The organism is Aliiglaciecola sp. CAU 1673 (assembly GCF_029223185.1).
Lineage (GTDB): Bacteria > Pseudomonadota > Gammaproteobacteria > Enterobacterales > Alteromonadaceae > Bowmanella.
Genome location: NZ_JARHUG010000016.1, coordinates 42,960 through 68,743 on the forward strand (window position 1 = coordinate 42,960; position 25,784 = coordinate 68,743).

At 50.4% G+C, this 25,784-nt stretch carries 23 protein-coding genes and 3 tRNA genes; 8 read left to right on the plus strand and 18 right to left on the minus strand.

Going from position 1 to position 25,784, the window contains the following annotated elements:
* Positions 1–80 precede the first annotated feature (80 nt).
* The 7 genes from P2G88_RS15100 to pspA all read right to left on the minus strand — a co-directional run bounded on the left by P2G88_RS15100 (position 81) and on the right by pspA (position 5,368).
* The gene (locus tag P2G88_RS15100) at positions 81–422 is read right to left on the minus strand and encodes a 4a-hydroxytetrahydrobiopterin dehydratase (RefSeq protein WP_275797385.1); all 342 of its coding nucleotides are present in this window, start codon (positions 420–422) and stop codon (positions 81–83) included.
* Positions 423–469: 47 nt separating this feature from the next.
* Positions 470–1,273 carry a phenylalanine 4-monooxygenase gene (phhA, locus tag P2G88_RS15105; protein ID WP_275797387.1) on the minus strand — a complete coding sequence of 268 codons (804 nt, stop codon included), beginning with the start codon at positions 1,271–1,273 and terminating at the stop codon, positions 470–472.
* A gap of 178 nt (positions 1,274–1,451) precedes the next feature.
* Positions 1,452–2,477, minus strand: a complete 1,026-nt coding sequence (locus tag P2G88_RS15110) for a TIGR01620 family protein (protein WP_275797389.1) — start codon at positions 2,475–2,477, stop codon at positions 1,452–1,454.
* On the minus strand, positions 2,474–3,892 hold the full coding sequence (locus tag P2G88_RS15115; protein WP_275797391.1) for a YcjX family protein: 1,419 nt from the start codon (positions 3,890–3,892) through the stop codon (positions 2,474–2,476). The genes P2G88_RS15110 and P2G88_RS15115 overlap by 4 nt, the downstream gene beginning before the upstream one ends.
* Before the next feature lie 97 nt (positions 3,893–3,989).
* On the minus strand, positions 3,990–4,427 hold the full coding sequence (gene pspC, locus P2G88_RS15120) for an envelope stress response membrane protein PspC (RefSeq protein ID WP_275797393.1): 438 nt from the start codon (positions 4,425–4,427) through the stop codon (positions 3,990–3,992).
* Positions 4,424–4,660, minus strand: coding sequence for an envelope stress response membrane protein PspB (gene pspB / locus P2G88_RS15125; RefSeq protein ID WP_275797395.1), 237 nt, complete (start codon positions 4,658–4,660; stop codon positions 4,424–4,426). Before pspB ends, pspC begins: the two co-directional genes overlap by 4 nt.
* A gap of 18 nt (positions 4,661–4,678) precedes the next feature.
* Positions 4,679–5,368: a phage shock protein PspA gene (pspA, locus tag P2G88_RS15130; RefSeq protein ID WP_275797397.1), complete on the minus strand. Its 690-nt coding sequence runs from the start codon at positions 5,366–5,368 to the stop codon at positions 4,679–4,681.
* Positions 5,369–5,572: 204 nt separating this feature from the next.
* On the opposite strand from pspA, the gene pspF reads away from it, so the two are divergent.
* The 6 genes from pspF to P2G88_RS15160 are packed head-to-tail and all read left to right on the plus strand — an operon-like array spanning position 5,573 to position 11,972.
* Positions 5,573–6,664, plus strand: a complete 1,092-nt coding sequence (gene pspF, locus P2G88_RS15135; RefSeq protein ID WP_275797399.1) for a phage shock protein operon transcriptional activator — start codon at positions 5,573–5,575, stop codon at positions 6,662–6,664.
* 43 nt (positions 6,665–6,707) lie between these two features.
* The gene (gene sapA, locus P2G88_RS15140; RefSeq protein WP_275797527.1) at positions 6,708–8,291 is read left to right on the plus strand and encodes an ABC transporter substrate-binding protein SapA; all 1,584 of its coding nucleotides are present in this window, start codon (positions 6,708–6,710) and stop codon (positions 8,289–8,291) included.
* Position 8,292: 1 nt separating this feature from the next.
* On the plus strand, positions 8,293–9,324 hold the full coding sequence (locus P2G88_RS15145) for an ABC transporter permease (RefSeq protein WP_275797401.1): 1,032 nt from the start codon (positions 8,293–8,295) through the stop codon (positions 9,322–9,324).
* A complete protein-coding gene (locus tag P2G88_RS15150) occupies positions 9,311–10,204 on the plus strand; it encodes an ABC transporter permease subunit (RefSeq protein ID WP_275797404.1) in 894 nt (297 codons plus the stop codon). The genes P2G88_RS15145 and P2G88_RS15150 overlap by 14 nt, the downstream gene beginning before the upstream one ends.
* Positions 10,204–11,199, plus strand: a complete 996-nt coding sequence (locus tag P2G88_RS15155) for an oligopeptide/dipeptide ABC transporter ATP-binding protein (protein WP_275797407.1) — start codon at positions 10,204–10,206, stop codon at positions 11,197–11,199. Before P2G88_RS15150 ends, P2G88_RS15155 begins: the two co-directional genes overlap by 1 nt.
* Positions 11,196–11,972 carry an ATP-binding cassette domain-containing protein gene (locus tag P2G88_RS15160; protein WP_275797408.1) on the plus strand — a complete coding sequence of 259 codons (777 nt, stop codon included), beginning with the start codon at positions 11,196–11,198 and terminating at the stop codon, positions 11,970–11,972. The genes P2G88_RS15155 and P2G88_RS15160 overlap by 4 nt, the downstream gene beginning before the upstream one ends.
* Before the next feature lie 73 nt (positions 11,973–12,045).
* Here the strand turns inward: P2G88_RS15160 and P2G88_RS15165 are convergent, their stop codons facing one another.
* The 9 genes from P2G88_RS15165 to P2G88_RS15205 all read right to left on the minus strand — a co-directional run bounded on the left by P2G88_RS15165 (position 12,046) and on the right by P2G88_RS15205 (position 21,231).
* Positions 12,046–13,944, minus strand: coding sequence for a SurA N-terminal domain-containing protein (locus P2G88_RS15165; protein ID WP_275797410.1), 1,899 nt, complete (start codon positions 13,942–13,944; stop codon positions 12,046–12,048).
* A 194-nt stretch (positions 13,945–14,138) separates the two neighbouring features.
* Positions 14,139–14,411: a nucleoid-associated protein HU-beta gene (gene hupB, locus P2G88_RS15170; protein ID WP_275797412.1), complete on the minus strand. Its 273-nt coding sequence runs from the start codon at positions 14,409–14,411 to the stop codon at positions 14,139–14,141.
* 238 nt (positions 14,412–14,649) lie between these two features.
* A complete protein-coding gene (lon, locus tag P2G88_RS15175) occupies positions 14,650–17,028 on the minus strand; it encodes an endopeptidase La (protein ID WP_275797413.1) in 2,379 nt (792 codons plus the stop codon).
* Between the two features lie 241 nt (positions 17,029–17,269).
* A complete protein-coding gene (clpX, locus tag P2G88_RS15180) occupies positions 17,270–18,541 on the minus strand; it encodes an ATP-dependent protease ATP-binding subunit ClpX (RefSeq protein ID WP_275797414.1) in 1,272 nt (423 codons plus the stop codon).
* 79 nt (positions 18,542–18,620) lie between these two features.
* A complete protein-coding gene (gene clpP / locus P2G88_RS15185) occupies positions 18,621–19,250 on the minus strand; it encodes an ATP-dependent Clp endopeptidase proteolytic subunit ClpP (protein WP_275797528.1) in 630 nt (209 codons plus the stop codon).
* 94 nt (positions 19,251–19,344) lie between these two features.
* A complete protein-coding gene (tig, locus tag P2G88_RS15190) occupies positions 19,345–20,646 on the minus strand; it encodes a trigger factor (protein WP_275797416.1) in 1,302 nt (433 codons plus the stop codon).
* Positions 20,647–20,900: 254 nt separating this feature from the next.
* A tRNA-His gene (locus P2G88_RS15195) sits at positions 20,901–20,976 on the minus strand.
* Positions 20,977–21,050: 74 nt separating this feature from the next.
* Positions 21,051–21,127 (minus strand) — tRNA-Arg (locus P2G88_RS15200).
* A gap of 27 nt (positions 21,128–21,154) precedes the next feature.
* Positions 21,155–21,231 (minus strand) — tRNA-Pro (locus P2G88_RS15205).
* A gap of 235 nt (positions 21,232–21,466) precedes the next feature.
* On the opposite strand from P2G88_RS15205, the gene folD reads away from it, so the two are divergent.
* Positions 21,467–22,321, plus strand: coding sequence for a bifunctional methylenetetrahydrofolate dehydrogenase/methenyltetrahydrofolate cyclohydrolase FolD (gene folD / locus P2G88_RS15210; protein ID WP_275797419.1), 855 nt, complete (start codon positions 21,467–21,469; stop codon positions 22,319–22,321).
* A 14-nt stretch (positions 22,322–22,335) separates the two neighbouring features.
* Complete coding sequence (locus P2G88_RS15215) at positions 22,336–22,902, plus strand: DUF1415 domain-containing protein (protein ID WP_275797421.1); 567 nt, start codon at positions 22,336–22,338, stop codon at positions 22,900–22,902.
* Between the two features lie 39 nt (positions 22,903–22,941).
* Here the strand turns inward: P2G88_RS15215 and P2G88_RS15220 are convergent, their stop codons facing one another.
* Both P2G88_RS15220 and P2G88_RS15225 read right to left on the minus strand, forming a co-directional pair.
* Positions 22,942–23,952, minus strand: a complete 1,011-nt coding sequence (locus P2G88_RS15220) for a DUF4340 domain-containing protein (protein ID WP_275797423.1) — start codon at positions 23,950–23,952, stop codon at positions 22,942–22,944.
* Positions 23,949–25,781 (minus strand): Gldg family protein, encoded by a 1,833-nt coding sequence (locus tag P2G88_RS15225; RefSeq protein ID WP_275797425.1) that lies wholly within the window; start codon positions 25,779–25,781, stop codon positions 23,949–23,951. Before P2G88_RS15225 ends, P2G88_RS15220 begins: the two co-directional genes overlap by 4 nt.
* Positions 25,782–25,784 lie beyond the last annotated feature (3 nt).

Sequence of the window (25,784 nt, forward strand, 5' to 3'; positions counted from 1 at the left end):
GTAAACATATTATTACATGTCAGGATGCAAGAACAGAAGAATGAATCGGGAGAGAGAGGACGGTGGGCGCCGTCCCCGAATTAGTCTGCCAACAGCGCGTCGGTTTTAGCTGCGCAGATAAAGTCGTTACGGTGTAGACCGTTTATGGCATGGGTCCACCAGGTCACAGTGACCTTTCCCCACTCAAGCAGAATAGAAGGATGATGGAACTCAGCTTCGGCCATCTCACCCACCTTGATGGCGAAGGCCATGGCTTGTTTGAAGTTTTTAAACTTGTATTCCCGCTCCAGTTGCATCACACCGTCACGCACTTGTGGAACCCAATCCGGGATCTCGCGGATCAGCGTTTTCAGTTCATCATCTGAGACCTTCGGAGCATCGGCGCGGCAAGCTTCACATTTTTGTTGGGTTAAATCCGTCATAGACAATCTTTACCTTTTTATTTCATGTTATCTGTGCAAGTTAGCAATTAACTCGCCATTTTCTGTGGCTTAGGCGGAAACTTGGGGGCATGCAAACCCAATTCCTTGGCTTTCTCTACCAAGGCCATCATATCCAACTTAGTCAAATCGAATAACCCGTCTAAACCATTAAGGATAAAATACACCGGCTGCATGATATCAATCCGGTACGGTGTTCTAAGCACTTCCAGAGGATCCAGCTCATGGCGCTCTGGCTTGTCACTTTCCATCGCGTACAAAGTTTCCCCCGGAGAGGAGAGAATGCCCCCACCATAGATACGCAAGTCATCGCCCTGGCGCAGCAAGCCGAATTCTACGGTGAACCAGTACAATCGGGCTAAAAATACCCTGTCCTGTTTACTCGCTGCGTAACCCAGTTTGCCATAGGTATGGGTAAAGTGGGCGAAGGCGGGATTGGTCAGGAGCGGGCAATGGCCGAAAATCTCATGGAAAATATCCGGCTCCTGCAGATAGTCGAATTCTTCGCGGGTACGAATAAAAGTAGCCACAGGGAATTGTTTATTGGCAAGCAGACGGAAAAACTCATCAAAATTGATCAGAGCCGGTACTTGCGCCACTTGCCAGCCCGTTGTTTTGGCCAGCACTTCGTTCACTTCGTGCAATTGCGGAATTCTGTCGTTGGGCAAGTTTAACAGGTCCAGCCCATGCATAAATTCATCGCAGGCCCGACCGCGGATGATATCCATCTGCCTGGCGACCAAATCATGCCATACGGCGTTCTCTTCAGCGCTCCAATGAATAATCCCCTGTTCATCGGGCTGACGAGACATATATTGGGTCGATTTGCTCATAATTCTTCAACACTCGTTAATCATTTCAAAGACATCGGTCATGCCGCTGCCCTTTATTTTGCCGGTGAGTCTACTGATTTAGTGCCAAAGAAAAAGCATCTGGTTCGTAAGCCGGATGCGCAAAGCGTAACATTAATTTTACAACGCTTCTTGTGATAGAGAAGTTAGTTGGGGGCAGTTATTTCTTTTCTTCGACCGCCTGCAGGCGGGTGCCAATTTCACTGGCAAGCTTACCCAGCGTAGGTTTTGGATTGGCTAAAAACGGCATCGGACGGCACAAACTCATGGCCTGCAATCCGAGCCTTGCGGTCAACACGCCGGCACCCAGCCCCTGAGCCAGTTGGCCGGAAAATTTGCTGGTCAGGCTGTTGCCGAGCAGCCAACCGGTACCATCCGCCATAAGCTCCGTGGCCCCGGCATAGAGCATAATGCGGCACATGCGTTTAAGCAGTACCACCCGAGACCAGTAGCCCATGGAAAGGCCATAGCATTGGCTGATTTTTCGAATAAGCCGCAAGTTTCGCCACATCACCAAGGCCATATCCACCAACACAAAGGGACTGACAGCAATCATCATGGCGCAGGCGCCGGACTCCTTGCGGATCTCCTTTAGCGCCTCTTTATCGATAGCCGACAGCACCTGCTGTTCAAAAAGCACCAGCACTTCCTTATCGCTATGGTGTTCCTGAAGGGCTAGCGACCAGTTTACAGGTAGTGCCTTTTTCGGCAGTTGGTCAGCCACTTGCTGACAAAAGGCCCGTCCTTCTCCAATCGCCGGACTCTGCGACAGGCCAAGGGCAGTCTGACGAAACACTTCCGCCCTGTCCAGGGACGCAACCAACCGCCATTCCCTGTACAGGCCTACACCGCACAAAACAAGTACAACGCACAGTAGCGCCAACCACGCTAATGCCAGCAAATCCATCTGTTGCCAGGCCTCATACCAGGATAAGCCAACCTCAATGCCACCGAGCACAAACAGCGACACACCCAACCAAAAGCCCCAGACCCAGCCTTTTCCTCGTTGAATCAGTTGTTGTTCTGCAGAGGGTTCAGTTGATTGATTTTCAGCCGTTTCAACAAATTCTGCTTCCGTAAGCACAGCCCTAGGCTTTAACTTCTTGGGCTGTGGTGATTTTTCCGGCTCAACGCTTTCTAACTTGATGGCTCTTCTGAGCGCCCTGTTGTCACCCGTTTCGCTCATAGCATCTTGTCTCCCAGCAAAAACTCCAACATCTGATCCATACGGATATGCGGCAAGGCCGACAGTGGTGAGCGTATGGGGGGCGCAAAGCGTGGAAATTCGAATCCCTGCTGTTGCCAAAAACGGCTTGGCGGTTTACTGGCGGGGACATCGCCAGGATAAAGGGTCAATGGTTGGCCGTCCTCTCCCCTGCCTTTAAGGACATTCAATGCTTCACCATCATGCTGGACGCTCCCCGGCACAGAGGCACGAATGGCCGCCATAGCAGTAGTCTGAATCTGGATCCCCTGATAACTGATTTCCTGACGTGCCTGGTGCACCATCGATTCCAGTAATCGCACCAGATTATGATGCTGATCGGGAGTAATATGGTCGGCCTTACTGGCGGCAAATACCAATTTGTCGATTTTCGGTGAAAACAACCGGTGCAATATGCTGTTACTACCATAATCAAAGCTTTTCAGCAGCCAGTTGATGGCTTGTTGTAACTCCTCCAGGCTTTGCTGACCGCTGTTAAGGGCAGACAAGCAATCCACCAGCACCACCTGACGATCTACATCTTTGAAGTAGGCTTTGTAGAATGGCTTGACCACCTGTTCCAGGTATTGCTGATAGCGGTGTTTCACTATCGCCAGGTTCGAGCCCTCGGGCACTGTGTCCCAGTCCATGTCCTCTGGCATCTCAGGCATGGGAATAAACTGTAAAATCGGCGCGCCTTGCAGTTCTCCAGGCAATAAAAAACGTCCGGGCTGAACCAACTCCAATCCCTTGGCCTTGCAGGCATGCAGATACTCACTGAATTGCTCGGCCAGGGCTTTGAGCGCCATTTCATCGCCCTGGGCCAACCAGTCGAGCTTGCCGAGCTCTGATAAAAAAGGCGCAGCCAACTCTTGGCGCTCGCCCGATAGCCACTGGCTGGCTACAAATTGGCTCCATTGACCAAAGTCCATATTGAGCATGGGAAGGTCCAGCAGCCATTCCCCCGGATAATCCACAATGTCCAGTACCAGGACGCCTTGCTCGGTGATCAGCCGTCGAATAGGATGGCGATGTTCATATTTAATTTTCAGGCGGATCTGGCTGATCCCATTGGTGGGTTTGGGCCAAGTGGGTGGATCAGCATCCAGTCTTGTCATGCCTTGCTCATATTCAAAACGGGCAAGACGTAAGTCCGGTTGCACTTCGCGCTTGGCACCAACAAAACGATTATCACGACACAGGCTAAAAAAGGGTAAATGGGCGCTGTTATTGGCCTCCAGTAATTGATTGACCAATGAGGTGATAAAAGCGGTTTTACCTGCGCCACTTAAACCGGTGACGGCCAGGCGAATATGCTGGTCGGTAACCCTGGCCGCGGCCAGCTGGGCTTTGCTCTGGATATTTAAGAGGTGCTTTTGCAATGAAGAGGAAGACATCTTGCCCCTTTTCCGTCAGTGAACCGGACATTGAATGTGAACAGCGAGCCCCTTCGTTATGGGACCCGCTGCCTCCACGCTAATGGAATTAGTTTGCCTACAGGCGACTGATTTCGCGATTCAGTTGATATTCCGGAGAGGTTACATAAGTTTCCATGCGGCGTAACCTGCCTTCTAAATGTTCAAACCGTCTTTTAATATCGTGGAAAGCCTGCTTTGGTGGCTCTCCGGCCTGCCATACCTTGGCTTTTACTTCCACGGTTTTGTCGTCCTCATCGGCGCCTTCTTGCCAGTTCTTACTTTTAAAGTTGAAGTACTGATGACGATGGTCCACGGCATTGGGTTTCTTGTCCAGGATAAACCAGGCGGCGATATAGGCGACCACAAAGAAGGGGCCTCCCGCCAGCAGCACCGCTGACACAAACAGGATCCTGACTAACCAGACTTCCCAGCCAAAGTAGTCCGCAATTCCGGCGCAGACCCCGGCAATCTTGCCTTTTTGGGTGTCACGATAGAGTTCACGCTTGGTTTTCATGCCCGGTTCCTCCATTGAGGGGCCTCCGCGTCCAGAATGGCTTCCAATGTCTGGATACGCTCGGCCATGACTTCAGCCTTATTGGCTAACTCGGTCAGCGACGCAAACTCTTCCTGAGACAAGCCTTGGCTAACCTGTTTCTTACTGCGGTAATGCAGTATCAGCCAGATGGGCGCCACAAAAATCATGAACAGAATAATGGGCGCAACCAAAATGCCTATGACGTCTTCCACGGTCTTCTCCTCGTGCTATTACTGCTTGCCGGCCTTGCTGCTTTTGCTCTCTTTACCCTTGAGCTTAGATTTCAATGCAGCCAACTCGTCATCAACTTTATCACCGGCTTCCAGGGCGGCAAATTCGTCGGCAAGACTGTGTTTACCTAAATCATAAGCTTCGATCTGACTTTCCAAATCGTCAATCTTGCGCTCATATTGCTCGAAGCGATTCATTGCATCGTCAACTTTACTGCTGTCGAGGCTACGCTTCACTTCCAAACGAGAACTTGCTGTTTTCTGGCGCAACAAAATGGTTTTCTGTCTGGCTTTGGCATCGGCCAGCTTTTCCTGCAATTGAGCCACTTCACTTTGCAACTTGGCGATTTGATCTTCCACCAAGCCCAGTTCACGCTTGAGGATCTCAGCGTGATCTTGCGCCTTTTTCTTTTCTACCAAGGCTGCGCGGGCCAGATCTTCACGATCCTTACTGAGCGCCAACTCGGCTTTGGCTTCCCAATCACTGGATTGCAATTCCAACTTATTGATTTGCGAAGCAATTTCTTTCTTATTAGCCAAAGTCTTGGCCGATGTGGAGCGCACTTCCACCAAAGTGTCTTCCATTTCCTGGATGATCAGTCTGACCATCTTTTCTGGATCTTCCGCCTTGTCGAGCAAAGCATTGATATTGGAATTCACTATGTCTGAAAAACGGGAGAAGATACCCATAATCTCACCTCTTGTTAACACACTTGCGTCATCACCCGTTGTGATGGCGGACTACTGTGTATATTCAAATACCAGGCCAACTCAGTATCATCCCTATCTCTTTGTTTTAAAAAGGGTATTTATTTACTACCTTTTTAGGGCTGACTAGAATATTATTGTTCTACACCATTTATTAGCCTATTAGACCACTTTTTAAGGATCACTGTGAGTCGCTTTCGCCAACAAGACAATCTCCTGGGTCAATCCAATAGTTTCCTGGAGGTTTTGGAACAGATATCCCAAATCGCCCCGCTTAACAAGCCGGTACTGATAATCGGTGAACGCGGCACGGGCAAGGAGTTGGTCGCGGCGAGATTGCACTACCTGTCCAGTCGCTGGGATCAAGCCTACCACAAGCTTAATTGTGCTGCGCTAAGTGAAAGCCTGCTGGAAAGTGAGTTGTTCGGTCATGAAGCAGGCTCCTTCACCGGCGCTTCAAAGCGCCATGAAGGCCGTTTTGAAGCGGCTAACAACGGCACTCTGTTTTTGGATGAATTGGCAAATACCTCGGGCCTTATCCAGGAAAAACTGCTGCGGGTGATTGAATATGGTGAATTCGAACGGGTCGGTGGCTCCAAGAGCATCAAAGTAGATGTGCGCTTAGTTGCGGCCACCAACGAAGACTTACCCGCCCTGGCCGACTCTGGCGAGTTTCGAGCCGATTTATTAGACCGTTTGGCCTTTGATGTTATCACCCTGCCGCCACTGCGTGAGCGTCGTGAAGATATTCTGCTGTTGGCAGAGCATTTCGCCATTAATATGGCCCGCGAACTGGAGATGGAGCTGTTTAGTGGCTTTACCGAGAAAGCCAAGCGCATCTTGTTGGAATATGACTGGCCGGGCAATGTGCGTGAGCTGAAAAACGTAGTGGAACGAGCGGTCTATCGCTGCAACAACCCACATCTGCCGGTACACCATATTGTAATGGATCCTTTTGAGTCCCCCTACCGCCCCACAAGACGCAGTAAAACCCGGGATCGTATTGTAGCTCCTGCCCACACGACCTTAGCGCCAGCAACCAAAGAAGAAAACAGTTCCGTAACAACACAGCCTGAACCGATACGAGCTCAATCCATCACCTTTCCAGTGGATCTGAAAGAACTGTCCCAGGACTTTGAGATTGACCTTATCAAGCGGGCCTTGGCTGACAGTCAGTTTAATCAGAAAAAAACAGCAGAAAAGCTGGGCCTCACATACCACCAACTGCGCGGCTATCTGAAAAAGTATAATCTGCTTGAATCAGAGGCACAGGACTAACAAGGTGAAAAAAAATATTGCTCTCCTGCTGGGCGTCCTGCCAATGGTCTTCGCGTTGGGAGCATGTCAGGACAACAGGACGCGGGAGCTGGCAGAGCAGGGATTGATCTATTGCTCTGAAGGCAATCCTCTGTCTTTTAACCCGCAGCTAGACATCTCGGGCACGACGGTGGATGCCACCTCACACCAAGTCTATAACCGGTTGCTGGATTTCGACTCTGAAACCGGCAAAGTGGTGCCAAACCTCGCTACCAGTTGGTTGGTCAGCGAAGATGGCCTGACCTATACCTTTCAACTTCGAAAAGATGTGGCCTTTCACAGCACTGCTTTTTTTAAACCAAGCAGGCCATTTAATGCCGATGACGTGCTATTTAGCATCAACCGCTGGCGACTCAAGGATCACCCTTTCCATCATGTTTCAGGTGGAAGCTACCCTTACTTTGACAGCCTGGGTCTGAACAAAGTGGTTGTGGAGGTGAATAAAATCAATGGTTACCGTGTCGAAATAAAGCTCAGCCGTCCCGACAGCTCTTTTCTGGCCACACTCGCCACAGATTTCTCCGTTATTCTGTCTCAGGAGTATGCGGAACAATTGCTGGCAGCGGGCACACCTGAGTTATTAGATACACAACCTGTTGGCACAGGTCCTTTTCAGTTTGTCAGTTTCCGCGAAGATAACCATGTTCGCTATCACCGAAACCCTGATTATTGGGGTGAGCAGCAGACTCAGCAGCAGCTGATTTACGATATAACCCCCTCAAGCTCCATGCGCTTGGCTAAATTGATCACCGGTGAATGTGATGTGATTGCCTTTCCGGCGCAAACGGAACTGCGTATTGTGGAAGAGCGTGGCGATCTGATCCTCGATGAAAAGCCGGGACTGAATATCGGATTTTGGGCCTTTAACACTGCAAAACCTCCTTTCAATGATGCCAGAGTGAGAAAGGCGCTGACCATGGCAGTGGATAAACGGACCTTGATCGATGCCGTGTATTTTGACAGTGCTATTGCCGCAAAGGGGTTACTGCCCCCCACTTCCTGGGCCTTCGACGATACCCGCAAGGAAACCCACTACAACCCGGTGATGGCCAGACAGCTATTGGACGAAGCGGGTATCGGAACCGGTTTTACCATGGACATCTGGGCCATGCCGGTGGAACGTGCATACAACCCCAATGCCACCAAAATGGCAGAAATCATGCAAAACTATCTGCAACAGGTTGGCGTGAAGGCGCGCATCGTCAGCTATGAATGGGGCACTTTCCGACGGCTTCTGGCGCAAGGACAACATGACTCCGTGCTCATCGGCTGGACCGCAGACAGTGGTGATCCAGATAACTTTTACCGCCCTTTACTGAGTTGCTCGGCCATTGCTTCTGGCACCAACAGGGCCAACTGGTGCTCTGAAGAATATGACGATCTGATTGACCAGGCGCTTGCCCACACCGACGAAAACATGCGCTTGACTATTTATCGCCAAGCTAATGATATCTTGGAAGAGCAAATGCCATTGTTCCCCATCGCCCATGCATATCGCTTTCAGGCTTATCGAAAGGAGATTAAAGGCCTGACTATTAATCCTTTTGGCGGCATTCAATTTGCCGGTGTTGTTAAGGAGAGCCGCTAATATGCTGGTGTATCTGGGTCGGCGCCTTAACCTGTTAGTGATTACCTTGTTTATCCTGTGTGCAGGCTCATTTGCGCTGGCATTTTTGTTCCCTGGGGATCCGCTGACTAATCTTTCTGGTCTGGCTAATCCAGATGAGCAGTTACGCCAGCAGCTAATGCATAAATACGCCTTGGACCAAGGCTTTTTCGCCAGTTTGTGGCAATACTTCCAACTGATCTTTGCTGGCGACTGGGGCATCAGTATGCGCTCCGGCTCTTCAGTGTTTGAGGAAGTAACACGCACTCTGCCAGCCAGTATTGAGCTCAGTGTCTATGCCATGGTGCTTTCACTCTTTATCGGTCTGCCACTGGGTATCTTTTCGGGGCTTTCGCACCGTAAAGCCTTAGATCGGGGAATTCTGTCATTTAGCCTGATTGGCTACTCGGTACCGGTATTTTGGCTGGCACTTCTGATGATCTTGGTATTTGCGCTGAAGTTGGGTGTATTGCCCATGTCTGATCGGGTCAGCCTGCTTTATGATGTGCCGCTTAACACCGGATTTGTGCTATTGGATATTCTGCAATCGGATATGGAGCATAGGGAGGCAGCGTTACAAAATGCCTTTGCACACCTTATTTTACCCACTCTGTCTTTGACCGTGTTCACCTGCTCCTTGATCGTCCGTCTGACCCGTCGCTCGGTGATCAACGTGATGGACAGTGACTATATCAAAGCAGCGTACGCCAAGGGTATGAGCCGTTCTGAAGTAGTCTGGCAACACGGCCTTAAAAATGCACTTATCCCCATCATGCCACAGTTGGTGATGCAGTTTACGCTGCTGATGACAAACGCCATGATAGTAGAGGTCATCTTCTCCTGGCCGGGCATTGGTGAATGGATGATCCAGGCTATTTATCAACGTGATTTCCCTTCGATTCGAGGAGGGATGCTGGCAGTGTCGGTGGTGGTGGTCAGCTTTACCATCTCCATGGATGTGCTGCTCAAGTTGCTCTATCCCTTAAGTAAGAGGCAATTACATGCCCAAGTCTAGTTTTTACGAAGAAGAGCCGTTCCCCTCCCCGGTAAGACAGACTTGGAACGAATTCAGGCGCAACCATATTGCGCTGCTGGGTTTGTGGTGTTTGGCGTTTTTTGTATTACTGTCGATTTTCGGGCCCATACTCTCGCCTTACAGTGCTCTTGAACAGAACACCGATGCCATATTGCTGCCCCCCGCCTGGGAGCCTAATGGCAGTACGCCATTCCTTTTTGGTACAGACAGCTTGGGACGCGATTTGTTGACACGGGTGGTCAACGGCTGCCGGATCACCTTTGGCGCCAGCCTGATATTGGTATTGGTTGCCATGTTGATTGGCTGTGCCATTGGCGCCTTTGCTGGCATGAGCCGCGGCATTCGCGCCAGTGTGATCAATCACCTGTTAGATGCCATCATGGCAATCCCTACCCTGCTGCTGGCTATTATCGTGGTCGCCATTTTAGGAACCGGTCTGGTTAACAGTATGTGGGCTATTGCACTGGCCTTAGTGCCGCAATTTGTGCATCAGACCCGGGATGTCACACGCCGGGAATTTCAAAAAGAATATGTGACGGCGGTGCGCCTCGACGGTGCCGGCAATACGCGGATTTTCTTCTTCAGCATTTTGCCTAACATGATTGAAATGCTGGTCGTGCAAGCTACCATGGCATTGTCTATCGCCATATTGGATATCACCGCCTTGGGCTTTTTGAACTTAGGCGCCCAATCGCCCTCTCCGGAGCTAGGCGCCATGCTGTCGGACGCATTAGAAACCGCCTACATTGCTCCATGGAGTATTGCACTACCCGGGGCCGCGATTTTTCTGATGGTGTTGTCTATCAACCTGGTCGGTGATGGACTTCGTACCGCCCTTCGCAACAGGTTGACGCAATAATGCCACTTTTGGATATCAAAAACCTGACCCTGGAAATCGATACTTCGTTTGGCTGGGTAAAAGCCCTGGATAAGGTCAATCTCAGCGTCGATACAAAGGAAGTCAGGGCACTGGTGGGTGAGTCTGGCTCGGGTAAAAGCCTGATTGTGAAATCCATCATCGGCGCCTTGCCAGAACGCTGGAAAGTTACCGCCGACAGGATGAACTGGAAAGGCAAAGATCTGCTGTCCATGTCAGACAATCAGCGCCGCGCCATTACTCGCAGCGAGATGTCGGTGGTATTCCAGAATCCGCTATCTGCCCTAGACCCTTCTGCGACACTGGAAGAGCAGATTGCTGAGACCATTCCTGACAACCTGTTGGACAAAGGCTGGTTCTGGCAACGACGGGCACAGCGTCACAGCATTGCCGTGGCTCAGCTGCATAAGGTAGGGATCCGGGACCACGAATTGTGCTTAAAAAGCTATCCCCATCAGCTACCAGAGGACGTGTGCCAGAAATTTACTATCGCCATGGCATTGGCTTCAAACCCGAGGTTACTTATCGCCGATAATCCTACCATGGGCATGGAGATCACCACGAAAATCCAAATCCTGAGACTGTTGTCGAAGCTGAACAAAACCCGCGAACTGAGTATTCTTTTTGTTAGCCATGACCTGCTCGCTATTTCAGCCATGGCTGACAGCATGACCGTCTTGTACTGCGGCCAGTCGGTGGAAAGTGGCAAAATGACGCAGATCCGTAAGCGCCCGTTGCACCCCTACACCAAAGCCCTGCTCGACAGTGCACCAAGCTTTCGCCGAGATCTTCCGCCCAAGGCCGCTTTACATTGTCTGGAAGGCACCATCCCTACGTTACAGCATTTACCTATTGGCTGCCGGCTGGGGCCGCGCTGTCCCAGGGCGCAAAAGGAATGCGTGAAGATGCCAGATGTCAGGCGGATTCATGACCATCACTATGCCTGCCACTTCCCGCTGCACAGGGACAAAGCATGACACCACTTTTGTCTGTCAATAATCTGACCTACTGTAAAAAACACAAACCCTGGTTTGGTAAGAAAGAGATTTTCCGCCTGGCCCCGGTCAGTTTTGAGCTGCGCTCGGGAGAGACCATGGCCATTATTGGCGAAAACGGCTCAGGTAAATCACTACTGGCGAAATTGCTGGTTGGTGTAGAAAGACCTACCTCTGGCAGCATGCAGCTGAATGGTGAGCCGTTGGAGAGCCGCCAGCGCAAACAACGTTATCGCGCCATAAGAATGATTTTTCAGCACAGTAAAGAATCTCTCAATCCTGCCCGTCCACTGGGCAGTATTTTGGATGAAACCCTGCAACTGAACACCACACTCAGCGAGAGCGAGCGCAAGCAGAAAATTGCCCAAACCCTGGTTCAGGTAGGTATGTTGCCAGAGCATCAGTACTTCTATCGCCATATGCTCTCAGAAGGACAACGTCAGCGTGCCACCGTTGCCCGCGCCCTGATCCTCAATCCCCAGGTGTTGGTTGCTGATGAGCCTTTTGCAGCCCTGGATCCTTCAGTACGATCGCAAACTGTTAATCTGCTGATGGGACTACAACGGGATTTGGGATTAGGCTTTATCTTTATTTCCCATAATCTGGGGATAGTGCGTCATATCAGCGATCGCATTCTGGTATTGGCCGACGGCAATGTGGTGGAATCGGGAAAAACCGATGTTATTTTCAACTGGCCAAAATCTGAATACACACAGCGTTTAGTCTATGCCCATCAGGCTCTGGTATCCCGTTAAAGCCAAGGCCTCTTTGAATAAATGGCATAAAAAAAGCACTGCGATTGCAGTGCTTTTCTTCAGAACGGAATCCTTATTCAGGCGCTTTCATCGCCAGGATCTTCACATCAGCCTGTGCTTTCAGGCTTTCAATAAAGTCCATATATAGCTGCTGTCCGCGACCTGATGCGAGGCGCTGCTGCATACCATCCAGCATGGCAGGCTCTGCTGCAGGGGCGTCATGAATGGCCGTTACCTGTACCAGAGAGACATTACCGTCTGCGGTCTCTACCACAGCCAGATTGTTATCCTCAGCGGAAAGCTGGAAGGCTTTCTCGGTAACGGAAGGCATTAATGCACCACCAAAACGCTTCACTCCCTCTGACGTTGTCCAGCTTAGTGACTTTTCTGCCAACAAGGCTTCAATATCTTCTCCGGCTTGTTGCTTGGCAACCAGGTCTGACGCCCAGGCTTTCGCGGCTTGCTGGGCTTTCTCAGCAACCAACAGGTCTTCGATTCCTTGCTTAACCTCATCCAGTGACTTGGTGCGCTGAGGCTCATGCTCGGCCACACGGATCACCACGATATGGTCAGGTGACACTTCCAGCACTTCACTGTTAACGCCCTGCTCAACAAGTTCAGGGGAGAATGCAGTATTCAGGATACGGGTGCTGGAGAACAGCTCAGGTGCATCGCTACGGCTGAACAATTCAGTATGTTCGATAGACTTGCTGGCGCGAGCAGCCACTTCCTCGAGGTTGTCTGGCATCTCAAAGGCCACCTCAGCAATTTGCTGTTGCAGTTCGTAGAATGCCGCTTGGGCCTTCTCACCTTTAACTTCTTCGAGGATCTGATCACGCACATCGGCCAGAGATTGGACTTGTTCTGGACGCACATCGGTCAGTTTGATGATGTGCAAGCCAAACTCACTTTCCACTACGTCACTAAGATCACCGATATTTTGCAACGCAAATGATGCCTCCTCAAAGGCAGGATCCATCACATCACGACCGAACCAATCCAGGTCACCACCGCTCTCAGCACTAAAGGTATCGGCAGAATAGGTCTTGGCCAATTCGACAAAGTCTTCACCTGCCTTCAAACGAGCCAATACTTGCTCTGCCTGTTCACGGGCGGCATTGGCATCATCGCCAGTTTCAAACAGGATGTGTGATACACGACGTTGTGCTTCAGTGCGATACTTATCGGCATTACGCTCGTAAAAGGTTTGTATATCCTCGTCTGACACCTGAATGTCATTAAGCAAATCTTCTACTTTTAGCTCTACATAGTTTAACGCTACGCGCTCTTGAGTATCGAACTGATCAATGTTGGCCTGGTAGTGAGCTTGCACTTCCTGCTCACTGACTTCTATCTGATCACGGAAAGTCGATGCATTAATGCTCAGGTGTTTGATATCACGGCTTTGCTGTTGCAGGCCAAAAGCATACTGCGCTTCGTTATCCAAACTGAACTCAGAGCCCATTACAGCGCGAACCACCTGTTGACGAGTCATGTCGCGACGCATCAGATCACGAAAATCGGCTGGCTGAAAGCCGGCTTGTCTAAGTACGGCCAGATAACGCTCATTGTTAAAGGTACCTGCAATCTGGAACTCAGGCATCGACACGATGGCATCACGAATTTGCTGGTCACTGACTCGCAGCCCCATATCTTTGGCAGTCTGCTCGATCAACTTCTCGGCAATCAGTCTATCCACCAAGCCACTGCGGAAACTTTTCATATACTCGCTGTCGGCCATCAGGTCGGCAAAAGCCTCGCCATACTGAGACTCCATTCTCGCCCGTTCATTTTGATAGGCACGCTCAAGACTGGATTGCGGAATGTCTTCGCCGTTGACTGTGGCTACAGGGTTGTCGCTTTTGGCGTTCAAATAGCTGCCAACACCGGCCAGGGCGAAGGTCAGGATCACCAAGCCCAAAATAGCCTTTGCCCAAAACCCTTGGGCGCCTTCTCTAATTCTCTCTAACATCTTGGATTCACAACTCCGGTTGAGTTTTAGGCCACTTTTTGCGACCACGGGATTTCCCTGAAACGGCGGGATTATAGCCTATTTAGGAAGGAAAAAAATCCGCCTCCGGCGATTCGCAGACCAACGGGAAATGCCGTTGCAGAAACAAAAAAAGCGATGATACCTCATCGCCTTTTTGAGACAAAGCAATCGAATTAGTTGCAGGCGTCTTTCAGGGCTTTACCAGCTTTGAAAGCAGGAACCTTAGCTGCAGCGATTTGGATAGTTGCGCCAGTTTGTGGGTTACGGCCGCTACGAGCAGAACGCTCACGAACAGCGAAAGTACCGAAACCTACCAGAGCAACCTGATCACCACCTTTGAGCGCCTCAGTCACTGCATCGGTGAAAGCATCCAGTGCGCGACCTGCAGAAGCTTTAGAAATATCAGCACCAGCAGCGATCTTATCGATTAGTTGAGACTTATTCACAATGTCATCCCCTTCAATTGTTATTATATTGTCTGATCCGCAAACATTTGTTGCGAAATTGTTATAACAAGCTTGTGTACGAACTTCAAGCCAAATAACGTCCACGACCGAACCTTGGCGAATCGCCGCGATCCCTTTAGGGACAAGGCCTGAGGCGATTTCCGACTAAGGCTACCACAACTTTGGGGACAGGAAAGCCCCGAAACGGCAAAAAAAACAAAAAAATAGGCCTAAAGGCCTATTTTTTCTGCTCTGCCACCTCGTCAACCCACTCGACCACCTCAAATCCTTCCGGATTATTCTCCAGGGCCAGGGTTAATACATCATCAATCCACTGTACCGGGTGAATTTCCAAATCCTTTTTGACGTTGTCCGGGATCTCTTTCAGGTCACGCTCATTCTCTTTAGGAATAATGACCCTTTTGATGCCACCACGATGCGCTGCCAGTAATTTTTCTTTCAGTCCACCAATAGCCAGCACTTCACCACGCAGGGTAATTTCACCGGTCATGGCCACGTCACAACGCACCGGATTGCCGGTCAGGGTGGAGACCAATGCCGTGCACATGGCAATACCGGCACTGGGGCCGTCCTTAGGTGTGGCACCTTCCGGCACATGCACGTGGATATCGCGCTTTTCGTAAAAGTTGCTGTTAATACCCAGTTTCTTGGCGCGACTACGCACGACGGTCATGGCCGTTTGGATGGACTCCTGCATCACATCACCAAGGGAACCGGTGAAAGTGGTCTTGCCTTTGCCGACCACAGCGGCCGTCTCAATGGTCAGCAAGTCGCCGCCTACCTGAGTCCAGGCCAGGCCGGTAACCTGACCAATCTGGTTATTCTTATCCGCTTTACCGTAGTCATGGCGCTGTACACCGAGGTAGTCGGCCAGATTATCCTGGGTCACCACCACTTTCTTGATGGATTTATCCAGTAACACATTCTTCACTGCTTTGCGGCAAATCTTGGAGATCTCCCGCTCCAGGCTGCGCACCCCTGCTTCACGGGTGTAGTAACGAATTACGCCGATAATGGCCGATTCTTCGATAACCAATTCACCTTTTTTAAGACCGTTACGGCTCATCTGCTTATCGATCAGATGGCGCTTGGCAATGTTAAGCTTTTCATCTTCGGTGTAACCAGACAGACGAATCACTTCCATCCTGTCCAGCAACGGACCGGGAATGTTCATGCTGTTGGAGGTGGCCACAAACATCACATCGGAGAGGTCGTAATCCACTTCTAGGTAATGGTCGCTGAAGGTGCTGTTTTGCTCAGGATCTAATACCTCCAGTAACGCTGAAGCAGGATCACCGCGCATATCAGAGGACATCTTGTCGATTTCATCGAGCAGGAAAAGCGGGTTCTTTACGCCGACTTTGGCCATTTTCTGGATCAACTTGCCCGGCAATGAGCCAATGTAGGTTCGCCTGTGACCACGAATTTCAGCTTCATCACGTACGCCACCTAATGCCATACGCACATACTCGCGCCCAGTGGCTTTAGCAATAGATTGGCCAAGTGACGTTTTACCCACACCTGGTGGGCCCACAAGGCACAGAATGGGGCCTTTTAGCTTACGTACCCGCTGTTGTACCGCCAAATATTCTAAAATGCGTTCTTTGACGCGTTCCAGACCATAGTGATCGGCATCCAATACACGCTCGGCGGCGGCTAAATCTTTCTTCACTTTGCTGCGCTTGTACCACGGCACTGACACCAGCCAATCTATATAGCTGCGCACCACTGTCGCTTCTGCAGACATGGGAGACATCATCTTCAGCTTTTGCAGCTCTGCCATCGCCTTTTGCTTGGCGTCTGCTGTCATCTTGGCGGCTTCAATCTTTTTGCTTAGCGCTTCAAACTCATCCGGTGTTTCATCCAATTCACCAAGCTCTTTCTGAATTGCCTTCATCTGTTCGTTGAGATAATACTCACGCTGGCTCTTCTCCATCTGCTTTTTAACGCGGGTGCGGATCTTCTTTTCCACCTGCAGCAGGTCAATTTCACCTTCCATCAACGCCATCAGATATTCCAGGCGTTCATTGACCTGGGACATTTCCAGCACCTTCTGCTTTTCTGCCAGCTTCAGTGGCATATGGGCGGCCATGGTGTCGGCAAGACGTGCCGCATCTTCGATACCGCTTAAAGATGTCAGTACTTCTGGAGGGATCTTCTTATTGAGTTTGACATAGCCTTCAAACTGAGAAATAGCTGAGCGAATCAATACTTCCTGCTCGGCATCGGCAACAGGTGGATCCTGGCGACGTAACACCTCAGCGACAAAGTATTCTTCGGTCTGCAGATAAGTCTGAATTTCGCCGCGGATATTCCCTTCCACAAGCACTTTGACGGTGCCATCAGGCAATTTCAAAAGCTGCAAAATAGTGGCAATAGTGCCGACCTTATAAATGTCATCGGTGTTGGGCTCATCGATCCCCGCATCCTTCTGTGCGACCAGAAAGATTTGCTTGTCGTTGTTCATGGCCGCTTCAAGGCACTGGATAGACTTTTCCCGTCCGACAAAAAGGGGAATCACCATATGTGGGTAAACCACCACGTCACGTAGCGCCAGTACCGGCATTTCGACGCGATCGGCTGTTTCACTTGCCATACTGTTTCTTTCCTAAAACCAAAGTCGTTTATATATGGGGATACAAATTGAAAGATCAATCGGCCACTGTATCCCGGGGACTGCTTCTATCCTAGCAGGATAAAAATGCTTGCGGCGAGAGTAAAAGCTTATCAGCTATGAGATTTTTTGCCCTTTTGTGGTTAATTGCAGAGTTTTTAATCAGTTTATTTTTGGGGACAATAAAAAAGGCCCCGAAGGGCCTTTATCAAGCAAAAGAGCACTACTCAGACGCAGCCTTCTTTTCCTTGGCATATATTACGATGGGTTTGGATTCACCTTTGATCACTGACTCGTCCACCACTACTTTGCCGACGCCACTCATGGCCGGCAAGTCATACATGGTATCCAGCAACACACCTTCTACGATAGAGCGAAGACCACGCGCACCGGTTTTTCGCTCCATAGCCTTTTTGGCAATGGCATGTAAGGCGTCATCGCGAAACTCCAGTTCCACATTTTCCATCGCAAAAAGTGCGCCGTATTGCTTGGTCAGCGCATTTTTGGGCTCTCTCAGGATTTGAATCAGGGCTTCCTCATTCAATTCTTCCAGTGTGGCTACAACCGGTAAACGACCAATAAACTCGGGGATAAGACCATATTTGATCAAATCTTCCGGCTCTACGCGCTGGAATAGCTTACTGAGCGTCAACTTGTCCTTGCTGGCCCGCACCTCTGCACCAAAGCCAATACCGGTGCCGGTATGTGAACGCTGTTCAATCACCTTATCCAATCCGGCAAACGCGCCGCCGCAGATAAACAGGATCTTGGAGGTGTCTACCTGCAGGAACTCCTGCTGAGGATGCTTACGTCCGCCCTGTGGTGGAACGGAAGCAATGGTACCTTCGATAAGTTTCAGTAAGGCCTGCTGCACCCCTTCACCGGACACATCGCGAGTGATAGATGGGTTATCTGACTTGCGTGAAATCTTGTCGATTTCGTCGATGTAAACAATGCCGCGCTGGGCTTTCTCTACATCATAATCGCATTTCTGCAGCAGTTTCTGGATGATGTTTTCCACATCCTCGCCCACATAACCGGCTTCGGTTAAGGTGGTGGCATCAGCCATAGTAAAGGGCACATCCAGGAAGCGCGCCAAGGTTTCGGCCAGCAAAGTCTTACCGCTACCCGTAGGACCAATCAACAGGATATTACTCTTACCCAGTTCAACCCCTTCATGCACGTCACCGTTACGCAGACGCTTATAGTGGTTGTACACGGCCACTGCCAAGACTTTCTTGGCATGCTCCTGACCGATCACATAGTCATCAAGATGACGGTGGATCTCGTTGGGCTTGGGCAAGGCACTCTGCTTTTTCTTCGGCGCGATCTCTTTGATCTCTTCGCGAATAATATCGTTGCAGAGCTCTACGCACTCGTCGCAGATAAACACTGAGGGACCGGCGATCAACTTACGCACTTCGTGCTGGCTTTTACCGCAGAAAGAGCAGTACAACAGTTTGTTATCGCCTTCCCCGCTATGATTATTGCTCATTTACACTTTACCTCTGTCTGACCGGGCGCAGCGCTAATCACTTCTACAAGTATTAACTGCTATCGGCCAAATGCTCAATTTATTTATCCTGACGGGCGTCCAAGCGGTGCGTTAACACCTCATCCACCAATCCATAGTTCTTGGCCTCTTGGGCACTCATGAAATTGTCCCTGTCAGTGTCACGAGAAACAATCTCAATATCCTGACCAGTGTGCTCAGCCATTAAGCGATTGAGCTTCTCCTTTATGGACAGTATTTCACGGGCATGAATTTCAAAGTCCGAAGCCTGTCCCTGGAATCCACCCAATGGCTGGTGAATCATCACCCGCGAATTAGGCAAACAATAGCGCTTACCCTTGGCACCACCGGACAGCAAGAATGCGCCCATACTGGCGGCCTGACCGACACACACAGTGCTCACATCGGGCTTGATAAACTTCATGGTATCGTAAATAGCCATACCTGCTGTCACCGAGCCACCCGGGCTGTTGATATACAGGAAGATGTCCTTATCAGGATTCTCTGATTCAAGGAACAGCATCTGAGCAACGATCAGGTTAGCCATATGGTCTTCGACCTGACCGACTAAAAAGATCACCCGCTCTTTCAGCAGTCGTGAATAAATATCGTAAGCGCGTTCACCCTTGGCAGTTTGTTCCACCACCATGGGCACCAGCGAATTGGTTGGATCTATAGAGTTGTGCGGCATCATAAGAAGATTCTGTTCCCAAAATAAAAATGCTCGGCAGATACCGAGCATTTAATCAGTTGACGACGGAACAAGTCAACGAAACAGAGCCAAATTAGGCCTGTCTGTTCATGATTTCGTCGAAGGCTTTCTTAACTTCTTTTACCTTGGCATTAGACAGCAGCCAATCAACCGCCTGATCTTCCAGGGCAACATTCTGCATCTGGCTCATCAGTTCCTTGTTGCCTTTGTAGTAGGCGACCACTTCAGCAGGGTCTTCATAGGCAGATGCAGTGGTTTCGATCAGAGCATCTACTTTCGCTTGATCAGGCTTCAGCTCGTTCTGCTTGATCACTTCACCCAGCAGCAAACCAACGCTTACACGGCGACGGGCATTTTCTTCAAACAGCTCGCCTGGCAGCTGAGGCATTTGACCTTTCTGCTGGCCACCGAAACGTTGCAGAGCTTGCTGACGCAGCGCCTCGATTTCCTGATCAACCAACGCTTTAGGCAGGTCGATAGGGTTGCTGTCCAGCAAACCTTTAATAACCTGCTCTTTTACTTGGTTTTTCAGAGCCTGGTCCAGCTCACGTTGCATGTTCTTACGTACTTCTGCACGCAGAGCGTCAACGCTGCCATCTTCAATACCAAAAAGCTTCACGAATTCTTCGTTTACTTCAGGCAACTCCAGCTCTTCAACCTTATTGATTTTAACGGCGAACTGAGCGGCTTTACCCTTCAATTTTTCAGCGTGATAATCTTCTGGGAAGGTAACATCCACAACCACTTCTTCACCGGTTTTCTTGCCTACGATAGGCTCTTCAAAACCTGGAATCATGCGGCCTTTGCCCATCTCCAGCTGGAAGTTCTCGGCTTTGCCGCCTTCAAATTCTTCACCGTCGATTGTGCCCACGAAGTCGATAGTTACGCGATCGTTTTTCTTGGCCTTGCGCTTCACTTCCTTCCAAGAGGCGTGCTGCTTGCGCAAGGTTTCCATCATGTTGTCCAAGTCTTTGTCGGAGATTTCCACAACAGGCTTGTCAATAGCGATCTTGTCCAGGCTCTTCAGTTCAACTTCTGGATATACTTCGAAAGAAGCAACAAACTGCAGATCTTCACCATCAACATCCTTCTTCATTTCAAAAGAAGGCATACCGGCTGGGTTCAGCTTTTCTTTGATGATGGCTTCATAAAAATTACGCTGCATCACTTCGCCAGCGATTTCTTGACGTACGGCCTGGCCGTAACGCTTCTGGATTACAGCCACTGGCACTTTGCCAGGACGGAAACCGTTGATCCTCTGGGTTTTGGCCAATTGCTGAAGACGTGACTTAACAGCGGTGTCTACCTTCTCAGCAGGCACGGTGATAGTCAGACGGCGTTCTAAACCCTGAGTCGTCTCAACTGAAACTTGCATTCTTCTACCTCAACTTTGCGCACTAGGCTCTTGAAAAAGCTACCTCTATCCCTCTGTTTTATTGACCTCTTTACGGGCCTCACAGGACAGAGCAGGAAATAGGGTAGACTGTGACCTGATAAAATGACGCGGCATTATATCGGCAGCACCTTGTCAATACCAGCGTAAAAACGCAAAAATGCCCGGGTTTGCGGACAAACACATGGACATAGTCGACTAAGTGCAAGAAAGATAAAAATTATTTAGAAAGGAAGTGGGGTGGACGATGGGACTCGAACCCACGACAACCGGAATCACAATCCGGGGCTCTACCAACTGAGCTACGCCCACCACTGGAGATTGTATTTTAGTGCCTACCGGCGTTACTGCTTTGAACCCTTTCGGTTATCATCCGGCAGGTCGCGTGGCGCGCCCGGCAGGATTCGAACCTGCGACCCACGGCTTAGAAGGCCGTTGCTCTATCCAGCTGAGCTACGGGCGCTTTTCGAACCAGGTTCAAAACAAGAAGTGGTCGGTGAGACAGGATTTGAACCTGCGACCCCTTGTACCCAAAACAAGTGCGCTACCAAGCTGCGCTACTCACCGATTTCTTGTCGTAGCAACTTCTCAGCGGCTACGGGGTGCGCATACTACCGGCTTGCCCCAAGAGCGTCAAACCTTTTTTAAGGGTAAAAAGTTCGTCTGCTGAGATTTTCATCAGGGCGATTAAACAACGAGCTTTTTTTAGCTTAAATCCGTCACTAAGTTGAGTCCAGAATTGCCCGTTTTGTCTCCCCATGGGAGAATGTCGCCCCCTTCGAAAAGCGGAAACATTCAGCTAATGCCAGCACAGATCATCGACGGAAAACTTATCGCCAAACAGGTGCGCCACAATGTGGCTAACCACGTTGCCTCCATAACCCGTGCCGGTAAACGGCCCCCTGGCCTGGTGGTCATTCTGGTTGGCAGCGATCCTGCGTCACAAGTTTATGTGGGCAGTAAGCGGAATGCCTGTGAAGAGGTTGGTTTCTTCTCCAAGTCTTATGATCTGCCAGCCAATACCAGCCAACAGACGTTGTTGGAACTGGTGGACAAGTTGAATGAAGACAAAGAGGTGGACGGCATTTTGGTGCAGCTACCCTTGCCCGCCGGCCTCAATGCTGAGCAGGTGCTGGAACGCATTCACCCTCACAAAGATGTGGATGGATTCCACCCCTATAATATTGGTCGTCTGGCACAGCGCATTCCCGCCCTGCGTCCTTGCACCCCTAAAGGCATTATGAGCCTGATTGATTCTACCAAGCGTCCTATCAAAGGCATGGATGCGGTAATTGTAGGCGCTTCGAATATTGTCGGTCGCCCTATGTCTCTGGAGCTTCTGCTCGCGGGTTGTACCGTCACTACTTGCCACAAATTTACCAAAGATCTGAAATCCCATGTGGAGCGGGCAGAATTATTGGTTGTGGCGGTAGGCAAGCCTGAATTTATCCCCGGAGAATGGATTAAACCTGGCGCTATCGTTATCGATGTGGGCATTAACCGCACCGATGACGGTAAACTGGTTGGCGATGTGGCTTTTGAAGAAGCGGCGCAGCGAGCGGGCTGGATAACCCCGGTACCAGGTGGCGTTGGCCCGATGACAGTCGCCAGCCTGATAGAAAATACCCTTGAAGCCTATGTGAAGTTCCACAGTTAAGGAGCGGCTCATTCATGCCAGAAGAGGTCGATGTCATCGCGCTAACGAAATGCTGGGTAGAGACCGTGGTGGTGGGGCTGAATTTTTGTCCCTTCGCCAAGCGCGAAGTGGTCAGCCACAGTATTCGTTATGTGCATAAGGCTACCGGCTCAGTGGTGAAGGTGGTCGACTGGCTGTTGGATGAATGCCAATATCTGGATGAGCATCCACAAACAGCAACCACCCTAATGGTGCTGAGCGCCGGCTTTGAGGACTTTGACGACTTTTTACTGATGGTGGATGAAGCCAACCTGGCTATTTCTCGCCAAGGTTATGAGGGCACCTATCAGCTTGCCCATTTCCATCCCGATTATTGTTTTGACGATGCCTCACCTAAAGAAGCCGGCAATTACACCAATCGGGCTCCACTCCCGACTTTGCATCTGTTAAGAGAAGAGAGTATTGAGCGGGCTACGGCCAATCACCCGGATCCCGACAGTATTCCGAGGCGCAATGTTGAGAAAGCCAATCAGATGGGCATCGGGGCACTCGCTGCACTCTTAAAAGAGTGTCAAAAAGCCGTTACCAAGTCTGTTAAATAACAAAGGCCCGCTAAGGGGCCTTTGCTGCTAGCCGAAGAGCTACTGCCCTTCATCCAAGTTGCTTACGGGAAGCTTGTCCTGTGGCGCTGGCGGCTCGGCCAGGAAATCTTCCAATACTTTATTCAACTGTCCAGCCGAAAAATCAGAGATCTGGAATATCCATCGTTGCCAGTAGGCTGGCTCCGATTCTTCACTCTCCTGGTTAAAATGCACAAAGTGGCGTCCCTCTGCCTGCGCCAGTTGAATATTAATCTGCCCCTTTGAATTGGTCTGAAGGCTAAAATCAGCAACCGGTGTATAACTTTGCCATAAGGACGCATCCCAGGCCTGTACTTGCTCAAAATGCAAATTAACCAGGTTTGATACTACGCCCGACAGCACCGCGGCATATTTAAGCCCACGGCCTGTAGGCATGGCAGCCAGTTCGAACTCTGTGCTTTGTTCGTTGCGCACCATGGACCAGCCGGGCTCGTCGGTGCGCGACAATGCTGTCACTTCATCCTTGCTTACATCCAAAATCGGCTGGCGCATCCAATCCAGCTCGGTGACCGGTATGTCCAAATCCTTGTCGATTAACCAGGACTGTTCATCACCGGCCATACGCACATAACGGCCATGACCCGATGCAGGCACATTACCCACCAGCACCTGCCAACGCTGATTGGCCGCATCAATAGTGAGCAAGCTGGCTACGCTGTCTGTCACTTCAATATCCTGCAAGCCAAGACGATGAAAGTACTCGGCATTAGCGGTTTTCTGCTGCAATTTTTGTGCATCCACCAGCGCCTGCACTAACTCGGCCAGTTTCTCTGCATCGGCAGGGAAAGTGCTGGCAAGCACCCATTGCCCATCCTGCAATTTGGCCTGGATATCTCCTTGCTGAGCGTTCTGTACGCGAATGGATTGAATCGCGTTGCCCTGCTCTGCCAACTCAGGTAGCAGCGGTCCACGCTCAGGCAATCCTTGATCGGCGCCTTGCTGATTCAGTAAATACCCGCCCAATAACCCCAGTAGGACAATCAGCGTCAGGGATAATAGGTGTTTATTCATTGCATCCCTCCAGCCTTCCGGCGCAATAACCTGGCCAGCAAGCTCAGGAACAATACCAATATCACCGGGGCCGCGGCGATATTGATAAGCTTCAGCCAACTGCCAAGTGCTTCGATATCTTTATCCAATTGATGGCGTACCTCACGCAGGGCCTTACGGATTTCAATTTTCTTCTGCAGAAAATCTTCCAACGCCTGCTGCTGGGATTCAGACAATACTAAGGCACCGCTATCATTACGCTGCCCCTGTAGCTCTGCCAGTTGCTGCTCAGTCTCGTCCAACTGCTGCTGCAACAACTGCTCCTGATCGCGAAAGGCTTGCTCGGCCTTAACCGTCAGTTCCTGCACCCGGTCAAAGGGGCGTGAGAACGTACCGCGGCTACGGATACTGATAAGGGCATTGCTACCACCTAAGTTTTCCACTGCATTAGTTAAGAAGTCACCATTGTTCGCAAAGGGGGTAAAGATGGTTTGCCCGAAGAAATTTGCCTGGCTGACCCAGAACCTGTCAGTCAGCAGATCCGTATCCGCGACTACAATCACGTTCAGGTTGTCAGTACTTTGCTTAAAATCCTCTGCATTGACGCCTTCAGGTGTCTCTTCATAGGCTGACTCAGCCTTACCCGATACCCTGGCAGCCAATACATGCACCTGCTGAGAATCGACAAAATCATTGGCCAACTCCTTCACATCGCGGGTCATGGCATAGCGCATGCTATCCACCAGGCTTGTGGTCGAAGAGGATTGAAGCAATGGCGACCACTTGATAGCGGCTCCGTCATTAACCTTCAATGCACCCAAAGATGCCCCGTTGATCATTTCCAGACCTCGGGTTGTCACATCTGAGCTATCTAATTGATCAACGCCAAGCCCCAGGAAGCCCATATGTCTGGCAACCCCTGTTTGAGTGCGAATATCCAACCCAGTAGCAGCATCAAGCACCACTTGGCCAGGATCAAAGCTGAATCCCCAAGCAGCGAACAGCTTTTCCAGGTCAGAGCTATTGGCACCGCCCATGCCGCCCATGGGATCAGACTCATGGTGAGGATCGACAAACATCAGCACTTTGCCACCTTTCATGGCGTACTGGTCAATACTGAATTGCAAGGCATCACTTAGGTTTTTGGGATGGATAAGCAACAGTACATCGGTGTCCTGAGGAATAGCATCGGCATCTGTACCCAGTTGCTCCACATCGTACAACTGCTGCAGCTGACTGATACTGGTCCAGGCAGGGTCAAATCTCCCGGTCATGGGGTTTTGACCACCATTTACCGCCAAATCAGACAACAGTGTCACTTTCACTTTTTGCGGATCGCTCAACTGATAAATCAGCTTGCTGATTTCATATTCCAGAAAGCTCTCCTGCTGCGGATCAAAGAAGGCGATCACCTTCTCATCATCAAAAGCATTACGTGCCGCCAACCCCATGTAAATAGCATCGCCGGCTTGTCCGATAGTAGCAGCCGTCAATCCAAAGCGGTTAGCTTCGTCCTCAGCTTCGGAGAATGGCTCAGGATCGATAATATGCAGCTGGATCTTGCCACCAGACGCCGAGCGATACTCCTGCAACAGGCTTTCCACCCGGTTTGCGTAGTTACGCAAGCTGGTCATGCCCTTAGAGGCTTTGTCCGAGAAGAAGAAGTACAACTGTACCGGCTCTTCTATCTCAGCCAGAATCTGCTTACTGCCATCGGAAAGCGAGTACACCTGATTTTCGGTCAAATCCAATCTGGCACTGCCCAGTAACTGATTGTTCAGCAGCACTAACACAAAGAAGGCCAGCAGTAGCAGCACGCCGGCCAAAAAGGAGGTCAATTTATTCGACATTTT